This window comes from Salmonella sp. A7, from assembly GCF_020181675.1.
GTDB classification, from domain to species: domain Bacteria; phylum Pseudomonadota; class Gammaproteobacteria; order Enterobacterales; family Enterobacteriaceae; genus Salmonella; species Salmonella enterica.
Genome location: NZ_CP084001.1, coordinates 2,405,123 through 2,417,915 on the forward strand (window position 1 = coordinate 2,405,123; position 12,793 = coordinate 2,417,915).

The following is a 12,793-nucleotide window of genomic DNA, read 5'->3' on the forward strand; positions in this document are numbered from 1 at the left end:
AGCTGTTATGAAAATCACCAACCCTGAGGCATTAATGGCGGCCAGTATCAGCCGACGAAGCCTGGTAAAAACCTCCGCTATCGGTAGCCTTGCGCTTGCCAGTAGCGCTTTCACCCTTCCGTTCTCCCGCATCGCCCACGCCGCAGCAGACCTCGCATCTGGCAATGTGGCAGAAAAAGCGGTCTGGAGTTCATGTACCGTTAACTGCGGCAGCCGCTGTCTGCTGCGCCTGCACGTAAAAGATGACACCGTATATTGGGTTGAATCAGATACCACGGGCAATGATGAATATGGCAACCATCAGGTACGTGCCTGCCTGCGCGGTCGCTCTATTCGTCGCCGGATGAATCATCCCGATCGCCTGAAATATCCGATGAAACGCGTTGGTAAACGAGGAGAAGGCAAATTCGAACGTATCAGTTGGGATGAAGCGTTGGATACCATCGGCGATAACCTGAAACGTATCCTCAAGGACTACGGCAACGAAGCGGTACATGTGCTTTACGGTACCGGCGTGGACGGCGGCAATATTACCAATTCTAACGTACCGTATCGCCTGATGAACGCCTGCGGCGGCTATCTCAGCCGTTACGGTAGCTACAGCACCGCCCAAATCAGCGCGGCCATGAGCTATATGTTCGGCGGCAACGACGGCAATAGTCCGGATGATATCGCCAATACAAAACTGGTGGTGATGTTTGGCAATAACCCCGCGGAAACACGTATGAGCGGCGGCGGCGTGACATACTATGTCGAACAGGCGCGCGAGCGCTCCAACGCCAGGATGATCGTGATTGACCCGCGTTATAACGACACTGCCGCCGGCCGCGAAGACGAGTGGCTGCCGATTCGCCCAGGTACCGATGGCGCGCTGGCGGCGGCAATCGCCTGGGTGCTGATTACCGAAGATCTTATTGATAAACCGTTTCTGGATAAATACTGCATCGGCTACGACGAAACCACTCTGCCCGCCTCGGCCCCGCGTAACGCGCACTATAAAGCCTATATTTTGGGTCAGGGCGAAGACGGTATTGCTAAAACGCCGCAATGGGCCGCGCAGATTACCAGTATTCCGGCGGAAAAAATCATTCAACTGGCGCGGGAAATCGGCTCGGCGAAACCGGCTTACATTTGCCAGGGCTGGGGACCGCAACGCCACTCTAACGGGGAGCAGACCGCACGCGCAATCGCCATGTTGTCTGTACTCACCGGTAACGTCGGCATAAATGGCGGTAATTCCGGCGTGCGCGAAGGCACCTGGGATCTGGGCGTCGAATGGTTTTCTATGCTGGAGAACCCGGTAAAAACCCAGATTTCGGTCTTTACCTGGACCGACGCTATCGATCATGGCGCGGAAATGACCGCCACACGCGACGGCGTGCGGGGAAAAGACAAGCTCGACGTGCCGATCAAATTTTTGTGGTGCTACGCCAGTAATACGCTGATCAATCAGCATGGCGATATCGCCCACACCCACGAGGTGCTTCAGGACGACAGTAAATGTGAAATGATCGTCGGCATCGAGCACTTTATGACCGCGTCGGCAAAATATTGCGACATTCTGCTGCCTGATTTAATGCCGACCGAGCAGGAAGATCTGATTTCCCACGAATCCGCAGGCAATATGGGCTATGTCATTCTTGGTCAGCCCGCCACCTCGCCGAAATTTGAAAGAAAGCCCATTTACTGGACGCTCAGTGAAGTGGCTAAACGGCTTGGTCCGGACGTATACCAGACCTTCACAGAAGGCCGCACGCAGCATGAGTGGGTCAAATACCTGCACGCAAAAACCAAAGCGCGTAACCCGGAAATGCCGGATTACGAAGAGATGAAACAGACAGGGATTTTCAAGAAAAAATGCCCGGAGGAGCACTACGTCGCTTTCCGCGCCTTCCGCGAAGACCCTGCCGCCAACCCACTGAAAACGCCGTCCGGTAAAATCGAAATCTATTCCGAGCGTCTGGCAACCCTCGCCAACACGTGGGAGCTGAAGAAAGATGAGATTATCCATCCTTTACCCGCCTATACACCAGGCTTTGACGGTTGGGACGATCCGCTTCGTCAGCGCTACCCGCTACAGCTAACCGGCTTCCACTATAAAGCGCGTACCCACTCCAGCTACGGCAATATCGACGTCCTGCAACAGGCATGTCCGCAGGAGATCTGGATCAACCCGATTGATGCGCAAGCGCGCGGCATTCAGCACGGCGACACCGTGCGGGTCTTTAACCAGAACGGACAGATGCTCATTCCGGCAAAAGTCACGCCGCGCATATTGCCTGGCGTCACCGCTATCGGCCAGGGCGCCTGGTTAAATGCCGACATGTTTGGCGACAAAGTCGATCGCGGCGGCTCCATTAACATTCTGACGTCGCACCGGCCTTCCCCACTGGCGAAAGGTAATCCGTCACACAGTAATCTTGTTCAGGTTGAAAAGGCGTAAGGAGTAACCCATGACAACCCAGTATGGATTTTTTATTGATTCCAGCCGTTGCACCGGTTGCAAAACCTGCGAACTGGCCTGCAAGGACTACAAAGATTTGACCCCGGATGTCAGCTTCCGCCGCATTTATGAGTATGCGGGTGGCGACTGGCAGGAAGATAACGGCGTCTGGCACCAGAACGTCTTTGCCTACTATCTCTCCATCTCCTGTAACCACTGCGAAGACCCGGCCTGTACCAAAGTCTGCCCGAGCGGCGCGATGCACAAGCGCGATGACGGTTTTGTGGTGGTGAACGAAGAGGTCTGTATCGGCTGCCGCTACTGCCATATGGCCTGCCCGTACGGCGCGCCGCAGTACAACGCGGCCAAAGGTCATATGACCAAGTGCGACGGCTGTTATGATCGCGTCGCCGACGGCAAAAAGCCTATCTGCGTCGAATCCTGTCCGCTGCGGGCGCTGGACTTTGGTCCTATCGACGAACTGCGCAAAAAACACGGTGAGCTGGCTGCCGTCGCGCCGCTGCCGCGCGCGCATTTCACGAAGCCGAATATTGTGATTAAACCCAACGCCAACAGCCGCCCGACCGGGGACACTACCGGTTATCTGGCCAATCCGAAGGAGGTATAAGATGGGAAGTGGATGGCATGAATGGCCGTTGATGATCTTCACGGTCTTTGGTCAGTGCGTGGTCGGCGCGTTAATCGTTAGCGGACTGGGCTGGCTGACGGCAAAAGACGATACCATCGCCCGTCAGCGCATCGTGCGCAGCATGTTTTTTCTGTGGCTGGTGATGGGAGTGGGATTCCTCGCGTCGATTATGCATCTCGGCTCGCCGATGCGTGCGTTTAACTCGCTTAACCGCGTAGGCGCTTCCGCACTGAGTAATGAAATCGCCGCAGGATCGGTGTTCTTTGCCGTAGGCGGCATCTGGTGGCTGGTGGCGGTACTCGGTAAAATGCCCCCGGCGCTGGGTAAAGTGTGGCTGCTGGTCAGTATGGCGCTCGGCGTTGCATTCATCTGGGCAATGACGCTCGTTTATCAGATAGATACCGTGCCAACCTGGTATAATGGCTACACCACGCTGGCCTTTTTCCTCACGGCATTCCTGTGCGGCCCGGTGTTTGCGGCGCTACTGCTACGCATCGCGCGCGTCCCATTTTGCAGCGTGACGTTTGCCAGTATTAGCGGCCTGGCGTTGGTGGTGTGCGTGGCGGTCATCGTACTACAAGGGCTGTCTCTCTCAACCATTCACAGTTCCGTGCAACAGGCCAGCCATCTCGCACCGGATTACGGTATGCTACAGGTCTGGCGCATTGTCTTGCTTGCTGCCGGATTAGGCTGCTGGCTATGTCCGCTAATCCGTCGCCGCGAACCGCATACCGTTGGTTTGCTGCTCGGTGTCGTGCTGGTGCTGGCGGGCGAAATTATTGGCCGCGGACTTTTTTATGGCCTGCATATGACCGTAGGTATGGCCGTCGCAGGTTAATTTATGCGTGCGGGGCGACCCGCACCTTTCGGGATTGTTTGAATGACCACTTTTTTACAACGTGATGATTTTGCAGTAACGGCGCGTGTTCTCGGCGCGTTGTTTTATTATTCGCCGGAAAGCCACGAAACCGCTCCTCTGGTTCAGGCGCTATTAACCGACGACTGGCAGGCGCAGTGGCCGCTTGATGCCGAGGCGCTTGCGCCTGTGGCGGCTATGTTTAAGACCCACAGCGAAGAGTCGTTGCCACAGGCCTGGCAGCGTCTGTTTATCGGCCCTTACGCTCTGCCGTCTCCGCCGTGGGGTTCCGTCTGGCTGGATCGTGAGAGCGTATTATTTGGCGATTCTACATTGGCGCTACGTCAGTGGATGCGCGAAAACGGAATTCAGTTTGAAATGCAGCAAAACGAGCCAGAAGATCATTTTGGGTCGCTGTTGCTGCTGGCGGCCTGGCTTGCCGAGAATGACCGTCATCATGAATGCGAACAACTCCTGGCCTGGCATCTGTTTCCGTGGTCGTCCCGCTTTCTGGACGTATTTATCGATCATGCCGGGCATCCGTTTTATCAGGCGTTGGGGCAACTGGCGCGTCTGACTCTGGCGCAATGGCAAGCTCAACTCATTATTCCCGTCGCTGTAAAACCGTTATTCCGTTAATCCCCACAAAAGGCAGGATTTTACCTGCCTTTTCTCCCATTGCGGCCTATTTTTATCTACAAAAAGTGACAACGTCACACTACGTTTCTATTTTTAAGATAATTCTTTATCGTGAATGTTCACGCGAAGCCGCATAAGGGCAAAACATAATTGTTAATAGATGTTTAACAGTGTTAAACATCACGCTCCGCTGGAATCCTTCCCAACCTGTTGCTATAGCTCAAAGTACCCTGCCGGAACATGGCATAACAACACGCGACTCTTAACGTCGCCATAACACATGCAAACAGGGAGACACACCGCAATGCACACCCTCACCCTAAAACGCGTACTTGGGTTCACTATCGTCATTTTGCTGTTACTGGCGCTGTTTATCTGGGGAATCGGTCTGGAGACGCTGAAAGCGCGTCAGGTCGATCTGCTGTATCTCGGACAACGGCATTTGATGCTGGTCTTTACGTCCATGTTTTTTGCTTTACTGGTCGGTATCCCGAGTGGGATTTTACTCAGCCGACCTGCGGCAAAAGGATTTGCTGAATATGTCATGCAAATCTTTAATGTTGGTAATACCTTGCCGCCGCTGGCCGTTCTGGCCTTAGCGATGGTGATTATCGGGATCGGCGATACGCCCGCCATTGTCGCGCTATTTCTGGCCTCCCTTCTGCCTATCGTCCGCAATACCTATGCGGGCCTCTGTTCCGTTCCCGCCTCACTGATTGAAGCGGCGAACGGGATTGGGATGACAAAATGGCAGCGGCTTCGCCAGGTAGAGCTACCTAATGCGTGGCCAGTGATGCTGTCCGGTATTCGCATCGCGACCGCCATCAATGTCGGCACCGCGCCGCTGGCCTTTCTGATCGGCGCCAGCAGCTACGGCGAGCTGATTTTCCCGGGAATTTATCTCAACGATTTTCCGACGTTGATCCTCGGCGCAACGGCCACGGCGTTATTCGCGCTGATTCTTGACACTCTGCTTGCCTGGTTTGGGCGACGCCTTAGCCCTCATACCGTTTGAACGCATAAATAACAATAAGGAGCGTTAAATGAGATTCAAAAAACACCTGTTAGGATGGCTTGCCGCAACGCTGTTGTTCAGTAGCCAGACGCAGGCCGCGCCGCTGGTTCTCGCCACCAAAAGCTTTACCGAGCAGCATATTCTTTCCGCTATGACCGTTCAGTATTTGCAGAAGAAAGGCTTTCAGGTTCAGCCGCAAACCAATATCGCCGCGGTGATTTCACGTAATGCGATGGTGAATAAACAAATTGATATTACCTGGGAATACACCGGTACATCGCTGATTATTTTCAACCGTATCGATAAGCGCATGAGTCCACAGGAAACCTACGACACGGTAAAACGCCTGGATGCGAAGCTGGGCCTGGTATGGCTCAAACCGGCTGACATGAACAATACTTACGCGTTCGCGATGCAGCGCAAACGCGCCGAGTCGGAAAATATCACCACCATCTCGCAAATGGTGGCAAAAATCGAACAGGTCCGGCAGAACGATCCTGACCACAACTGGATGCTCGGCCTCGATCTGGAATTTGCCGGGCGCAGCGACGGAATGAAGCCCCTTCAGCAAGCCTATCAGATGCAGCTCGATCGCCCGCAAATACGACAGATGGACCCAGGGCTGGTCTATAACGCCGTTCGGGATGGGCTGGTTGACGCCGGGCTGGTCTATACCACCGACGGACGGGTGAAAGGGTTTGATCTGAAAGTGCTGGAAGATGATAAAGGCTTCTTCCCAAGTTACGCTGTCACGCCCGTAGTGCGTAAAGAGGTGCTGGAAGCCAATCCTGGCCTTGATGACGCCTTAAACACCCTTTCCGGCCTGCTCAATAACGATGTGATATCGACCCTAAACGCCCAGGTCGATATCGAGCATCGCACGCCGCAACAGGTAGCCCATCAATTTTTGCAGGACAAAGGTCTGCTGTAAGGAGCGCCTATGGATACGATACATTATATGCTGGATAACGCAGGCTATCTCGCCAGCCTTACCTTTCAGCATCTCTGGCTGGTCGCGCTGGCCGTCGGTCTGGCGATTATCATCGGCGTACCGTTAGGCGTTTTGATTGTACGCCACAAATGGCTGGCAACGCCGGTATTGGGCGCAGCCACGCTACTTCTTACCATTCCGTCTATCGCGCTGTTTGGATTAATGATCCCGCTCTTTTCGCTGATCGGGCATGGTATTGGCGTTCTGCCCGCCGTGACGGCTGTTTTTCTCTACTCTTTACTGCCGATTGTCCGTAATACCCATACTGCGCTTGATAGTTTGCCGCCCGGTCTGCGTGAAGCGGGACGCGGCATCGGTATGACTTTCTGGCAACGGCTGCGCTGGGTCGAAATCCCAATGGCCCTACCGGTTATTTTCGGGGGTATCCGCACCGCGGTAGTGATGAATATCGGCGTGATGGCGATTGCCGCGGTGATCGGCGCCGGCGGTCTGGGGCTGCTACTGTTAAACGGCATTAGCGGCAGCGATATTCGCATGTTAATTGCCGGCGCGCTGATGATCTGTCTACTGGCAATTGTACTTGACTGGCTGTTGCATCGTCTGCAAGTCGTACTGACACCTAAGGGGATACGATAATGATAAAACTGGAAAAACTCACCAAACAATTTGTACAGAAAAAGGGTCAGCCGTTAAAAGCCGTCGACAACGTCAACCTGAACGTGCCGGAAGGCGAAATGTGCGTCTTACTCGGTCCCTCCGGCTGCGGCAAAACCACCACGTTAAAGATGATCAACCGGCTGATCGCGCCCAGCAGCGGTAATATTCTTATCAACGGCGAGAATACCAACGATATGGATACGGTAACGCTACGCCGCAATATTGGGTATGTTATCCAACAGATCGGCCTGTTTCCTAATATGACGATTGAAGAAAATATTACCGTTGTGCCGCGCATGTTGGGTTGGGACAAAGCGCGCTGCAAGCAACGCGCCGAAGAGTTGATGGACATGGTGGCGCTGGATGCCAGAAAATTTCTGCATCGCTATCCAAAGGAGATGTCCGGGGGACAGCAGCAGCGTATTGGCGTGATCCGCGCTCTGGCCGCCGATCCGCCGGTACTGCTGATGGATGAGCCCTTCGGCGCGGTGGACCCAATTAACCGCGAAGTGATCCAGAACCAGTTTCTGGATATGCAGCGTAAGCTAAAAAAGACCGTGATGCTGGTCAGCCATGATATCGACGAAGCGCTAAAACTCGGCGACCGTATCGCCGTGTTCCGTCAGGGGCGAATTGTACAGTGCGCCAGTCCTGATGAACTGCTGGCCAAACCGGCTAACGAGTTTGTCGGGTCGTTTGTCGGTCAGGACAGAACGTTAAAGCGTTTGCTACTGGTCTCCGCAGGCGATGTTACCGACCAACAGCCAACCATTACCGCGCGGCCTTCCACGCCGTTAAGCGAGGCGTTCGGCATCATGGATGATCACGATATTCGCGCCATTACCGTCATTGACAACGACGGTAAGCCACTGGGATTTGTGAAGCGCCGGGAAGCGCGGAACGCCAGCGGAATCTGCGCCGATATCACCCATCCTTTCCGTATTACGGGCAAAGCGGAAGATAATCTGCGTATTGTGCTGTCCAGATTGTACGAAAGTAATACCAGCTGGATGCCGATCGTTGATGAAGACGGACGCTATAACGGTGAAATCTCTCAGGATTACATCGCCGACTATCTCAGCTCAGGCCGCACGCGTCGGGCGCTAAATATTCACGAAAGCAGCTAACGTTGCCGCCGGATGGCCTCTCGCTATCCGGCAATATCATTATTGTACGCAATATTATATCGCACATAGTGCTTTTGCGTCTGACGCCATTTCCCCGCAGAATAGGCTATCCTGAAACTCCCTGTTTACCCGCTCATGCATCGTTTACACGCTTACCCGGATCTGCGCACGATGTTTCGTCGCCTGCTGATCGCTACGCTCATCGGTATTCTCGCGGCGCTGGCTGTCGCCGCCTTCCGTCATGCGATGCAATTGCTGGAGTGGATTTTCCTGAGTAATGACACCGGCAGTCTGGTGAATGCGGCTGAGGGGCTTTCGCCCTGGCGACGGCTGATTACGCCGGCGCTTGGCGGCCTGGCCGCTGGCCTGTTGCTGTGGGGGTGGCAAAAAATGAACCAACAGCGCCCCCATGCGCCCACTGACTATATGGAAGCATTGCAAACCGACGGGCAATTTGACGTTGGCGCCAGTCTGGTAAAATCGCTGGCCTCGCTGCTGGTCGTGGTCAGCGGCAGCGCAATTGGTCGCGAAGGCGCAATGATCCTCCTCGCCTCGCTGGCGGCATCCAGCTTTGCCCGACGCTTCACGCCGCGTGAGGAATGGAAATTATGGATCGCCAGCGGCGCCGCTGCGGGCATGGCGGGCGCTTACCATGCGCCGCTGGCGGGCAGCCTGTTTATCGCGGAAATCCTGTTCGGTACCTTAATGCTGGCTTCCCTCGGCCCGGTTGTCGTTTCCGCCGTCGTCGCCCTGCTAACCACCCATGTATTAAACGGTAGCGATTCACTACTCTATACCGTACATCTGACCGTTGATCTCCACGCGCGGGAGTACGTCATGATAGTCAGTACCGGTCTGGTCGCCGGTCTGTGCGGCCCATTGCTGATGTGGCTGATGACGGCCAGCCATAATAGTTTCTTACGCTTAAAATTGTCCCCGCCCTGGCAACTGGCGCTGGGCGGGCTTATTGTCGGATTACTGTCGTTACTCACGCCCACGGTATGGGGAAACGGCTATAGCGTCGTACAATCATTTTTGCTCTCTCCGCCGCTATTCTCGCTGATTGGCGGAATTTTTGTGTGCAAAATCCTGGCGGTGCTCGCCAGCAGCGGGTCTGGCGCGCCGGGCGGCGTCTTTACGCCAACATTATTTGTCGGATTATCAATTGGAATGTTTCTGGGTCGGATATGGGGATTCTGGCTGCCAGGCTCGGATGAAATAGCAATTTTATTGGGGCTGGCGGGTATGGCGACGCTACTGGCGGCGACAACCCATGCGCCGATAATGTCCACCCTGATGATTTGTGAAATGACCGGCGAGTATCAGTTACTCCCCGGTCTGCTGATTGCCTGTGTAGTCGCGTCAGTGCTCTCGCGAACGTTACGCCATGATTCTATCTACCGCCAGCACGCTGCCGAGCATTGATAAACGAATATACTGCCCCAGCTCACGCTGCTCGGCGCGCGGCAGGTACGGTAACTCGCCAATCAGCGGCGCTGGCAGTTTTTTCCCAAGCACATCAATAATTTCAGCATAATGCGCCAGCCCAGGATTGATACGATTCGCCACCCAACCAATTAATGGCAGTCCATCGTTAGCGACAGCTTGCGCAGTCAGTAGCGCATGATTAATGCACCCCTCCTGAATCCCTACCACCATCAATACCGGTAACTGTTCCTGTACCACCCATTCGGACAATGGACGTAAATCATTCATCAAACTACGCCAGCCGCCAGTACCCTCCACAACCACGTGGTCCACTTTATCGCTCAGACTCGCCAGACCGTTGGACAGCAAGGTGTAATTTATAGGACAGCTATGCGCGACGCTGCTTTCTTCTTCGCTTAACGCGATCGGATTAATCGCCTCATACGGCAACTCCAGCGAAGAGACGCTTTGCAATACCAGCGCGTCTTTGTTGCGCATCCCTTCTGCAGTCTCTTTGCTCCCTTTAGCGACAGGTTTATACCCTGCGACGCTCTTACCACCCGACGCTAACGCTTGTAGTAATGCGCGGGAAACCACCGTCTTCCCAACAGAAGTGTCTGTACCTGTAATAAAGAAACGCTTCAGCATCACTAACTCCACCGTTATGCTTCGAAAATATAAGCCAGGAAAATAATACAGTGGAGAAAGTCTAAGATATGGCAAGGGCAATCAGCTTGAGTTAGCGCAAATTTTTGTACAACAGTTAAAAAATGTTAACCCTGTAATAGACGAATCAACAAAGAGCCGTTATACATCGCGTCTTTTACCAACGCCGCCCCGGCCATCGTGCCCTGGTTGGTAAACTGCGTGCTTTCCACTACCGTATTCCTACTGTAGGCGGGCAGCGCCTGCTGACGGATACTGTCAGCAATGGCCGGAAAAAGGATATCAGCCGCTTTACTTAGCGGCGAACCAATAAGAATTTTTTGCGGATTAAATAAATTCACCATGATAGCCAGAATGCGTCCGACATGCGCGCCAACGCCGCTAATAATATCTTTTGCTAATAGATCTCCCTGCATCGCCGCCTGACACAGTGAATCTACCGTTAACGGCTGGCCGTGCAACATTGAACTCATCGACTGATTAAGCCGAAGCTGCGTAAGTTCCAGCACGCTATCGACGCTGGCTATGGTCTCCAGACAGCCATGATTACCGCAATAACAGCGCTTACCATAAGGATCGACCTGGGTATGCCCAATCTCTACCAGACTGCTACTGCCCGCATGAAGCAAATGACCGTCGGTGATAACGCCCGCCCCCACATTATGATCAATCACCACCTGGATAACGTCGCGCGCGCCGCGTGAGGCGCCAAAAAGCGCCTCTGCCATCGTCCAGGCGCTAATATCATGCTGGATGTAAACCGGTACGCCGGTGTGCCGCTCCAGCGCATCTCCCAAAGGCATCTCTTTGACATCTTCGTAATACGGCATCCGGTGCACAACGCCGTTTTCGGTATCGATAATGCCCGGTAACGTAATGGCAATGGAGGTCAGACGCTCCAGTTTCTGCTGATGGCGGGTAAAAAACCGATCAACGTGCGTAATAATTCGCTCAAGCAACGGCGTGGCTTCGTTTAACGGCAGCGCCAGACACTCTTCTACCACCAGTTTGCTGCTAAGATCGCGCAGCGCAAGGAAAATTTCGCCACGGCTAATACGAATAGATAAATAGTGCCAGGCTTCTGTTTCCACCATCAGCCCGACGGCGGGACGTCCACGACTGCCCGCCTCTTTAATTTCAAGTTCCTGAACCAAATGCGCTTCCAGCATTTCGCGAACAATTTTCGTAATACTGGCAGGCGCCAACTGCGCCAGACGAGACAGGTCAATTCGCGATACCGGTCCGAGCTGATCAATCAGGCGATACACTGCGCCAGCATTGGTCTGCTTAATTTGATCGATATGCCCAGGCTGACTATCAGCAACCACCGCTCACTCCCTTTATTTTCGCGCTCCGAAATAATCTGTGTGCTATGGTGAAACACTTCAATACTCGCCGTCAACTTTTTGCTTAGCCGTGTGATTAACTGCACATTTTCACCCTTTTAAAGCGTAATTAATCCCGTCGGGCAGCCAGTAATAGCAGTTGGCAAAACCGCTGTACGGCATGACTCTGTTCATGATGCTTTGGCCATACCAGCCACATTTCAGATACGGCGTCCTCTTCCGCCAGGGGAACCCAGCGCATCTCGCTCATCTGTACACGCTTAAAGGATGCCGGCAGAATCGAGACACCCAGCCCCGCCGCCACCAGACCGATAATGGTCATTGCCTCGCCAACCTCCTGCGTGATGGTCGGCGACAGGTTATAGCGCCGCATCAGGCCGAGAATATCGTCGTAGAGGCCCGTCCCGACATGCGGATCGAAAAAGACGAAAGGTTCTTCCGCCAGTTCTGTCAGACTGACGACCGGCTTTTGCGCCAGCCGATGTTCGCGCGGGATCATGGCCATAAGCGGCTCATGCAAAATCACCTCGCGATTAAGTGTGTCGGGCAGCGGCGTATTCCGCAGCAAGCCAATATCCAGTACGCCTTCGTTGAGCGGCGCGATTTGCTCACGCGTATTCATTTCACGCGTTTGCATATGCACTCCCGGATAGGACTGGCGGAACAGCGAAAAGGTATGCGATACCGCCCGAATAAAAGGCGCTGAAGACGTAAAGCCAATACGGATTTCACCCGCTTCGCCCTGATGCAACCGCTCGGCGCGAGCGGCGGCGTCGTTTACCAGACTCAGGATGTGTCGGCTATCCACCAGAAACTGTCGCCCGGCGGCGGTTAACGCTACGCTGCGGTTGGTCCGCGCCAGTAATCGCGCGCCGACCTGCTGCTCCAGAATTTGTATCTGCTGACTCAGTGGCGGCTGCGAGATATTGAGGCGCGCGGCGGCGCGACCAAAATGCAGCTCTTCTGCTACCGCCACAAAGTAACGTAAATGACGTAATTCGATATTCATATGTTT

The 12,793-nt window shown here is 54.2% G+C and carries 12 protein-coding genes; 9 read left to right on the top strand and 3 right to left on the bottom strand.

All coding sequences use genetic code 11. The features are described 5' to 3' along the window. Window positions 1-7: 7 nt before the first annotated feature. From ynfF to clcB, 9 genes are all read left to right on the top strand, one after another. Window positions 8-2,443 carry a selenate/tellurate reductase subunit YnfF gene (gene ynfF / locus LCS67_RS11780; RefSeq protein ID WP_086801282.1) on the top strand — a complete coding sequence of 812 codons (2,436 nt, stop codon included), beginning with the start codon at window positions 8-10 and terminating at the stop codon, window positions 2,441-2,443. Window positions 2,444-2,453: 10 nt separating this feature from the next. Beyond that, window positions 2,454-3,071: a dimethylsulfoxide reductase iron-sulfur subunit DmsB gene (gene dmsB / locus LCS67_RS11785; RefSeq protein WP_000213064.1), complete on the top strand. Its 618-nt coding sequence runs from the start codon at window positions 2,454-2,456 to the stop codon at window positions 3,069-3,071. Window position 3,072: 1 nt separating this feature from the next. Beyond that, window positions 3,073-3,930, top strand: coding sequence for a dimethyl sulfoxide reductase anchor subunit family protein (locus LCS67_RS11790; RefSeq protein WP_000534706.1), 858 nt, complete (start codon window positions 3,073-3,075; stop codon window positions 3,928-3,930). A 42-nt stretch (window positions 3,931-3,972) separates the two neighbouring features. Continuing rightward, a complete protein-coding gene (dmsD, locus tag LCS67_RS11795) occupies window positions 3,973-4,587 on the top strand; it encodes a Tat proofreading chaperone DmsD (RefSeq protein WP_000206565.1) in 615 nt (204 codons plus the stop codon). 304 nt (window positions 4,588-4,891) lie between these two features. Continuing rightward, complete coding sequence (gene osmY, locus LCS67_RS11800) at window positions 4,892-5,602, top strand: osmoprotectant ABC transporter permease OsmY (RefSeq protein WP_000557304.1); 711 nt, start codon at window positions 4,892-4,894, stop codon at window positions 5,600-5,602. Between the two features lie 28 nt (window positions 5,603-5,630). Further along, a complete protein-coding gene (gene osmX, locus LCS67_RS11805) occupies window positions 5,631-6,533 on the top strand; it encodes an osmoprotectant ABC transporter substrate-binding protein OsmX (RefSeq protein WP_001211193.1) in 903 nt (300 codons plus the stop codon). A 9-nt stretch (window positions 6,534-6,542) separates the two neighbouring features. After that, window positions 6,543-7,190 (top strand): osmoprotectant ABC transporter permease OsmW, encoded by a 648-nt coding sequence (gene osmW / locus LCS67_RS11810; protein ID WP_000379677.1) that lies wholly within the window; start codon window positions 6,543-6,545, stop codon window positions 7,188-7,190. Further along, window positions 7,190-8,338, top strand: a complete 1,149-nt coding sequence (osmV, locus tag LCS67_RS11815) for an osmoprotectant ABC transporter ATP-binding protein OsmV (RefSeq protein WP_000593078.1) — start codon at window positions 7,190-7,192, stop codon at window positions 8,336-8,338. The genes osmW and osmV overlap by 1 nt, the downstream gene beginning before the upstream one ends. Window positions 8,339-8,473: 135 nt before the next feature. Further along, a complete protein-coding gene (clcB, locus tag LCS67_RS11820) occupies window positions 8,474-9,763 on the top strand; it encodes a voltage-gated ClC-type chloride channel ClcB (RefSeq protein ID WP_000554920.1) in 1,290 nt (429 codons plus the stop codon). Here the strand turns inward: clcB and bioD are convergent. The 3 genes from bioD to LCS67_RS11835 all read right to left on the bottom strand — a co-directional run bounded on the left by bioD (window position 9,719) and on the right by LCS67_RS11835 (window position 12,787). Then, window positions 9,719-10,414, bottom strand: coding sequence for a dethiobiotin synthase (gene bioD / locus LCS67_RS11825; RefSeq protein ID WP_000919206.1), 696 nt, complete (start codon window positions 10,412-10,414; stop codon window positions 9,719-9,721). The genes clcB and bioD overlap by 45 nt on opposite strands. A gap of 125 nt (window positions 10,415-10,539) precedes the next feature. Further along, the gene (gene mlc / locus LCS67_RS11830; RefSeq protein WP_000225087.1) at window positions 10,540-11,760 is read right to left on the bottom strand and encodes a sugar metabolism global transcriptional regulator Mlc; all 1,221 of its coding nucleotides are present in this window, start codon (window positions 11,758-11,760) and stop codon (window positions 10,540-10,542) included. 127 nt (window positions 11,761-11,887) lie between these two features. After that, complete coding sequence (locus LCS67_RS11835; RefSeq protein WP_001019577.1) at window positions 11,888-12,787, bottom strand: LysR family transcriptional regulator; 900 nt, start codon at window positions 12,785-12,787, stop codon at window positions 11,888-11,890. Window positions 12,788-12,793 lie beyond the last annotated feature (6 nt).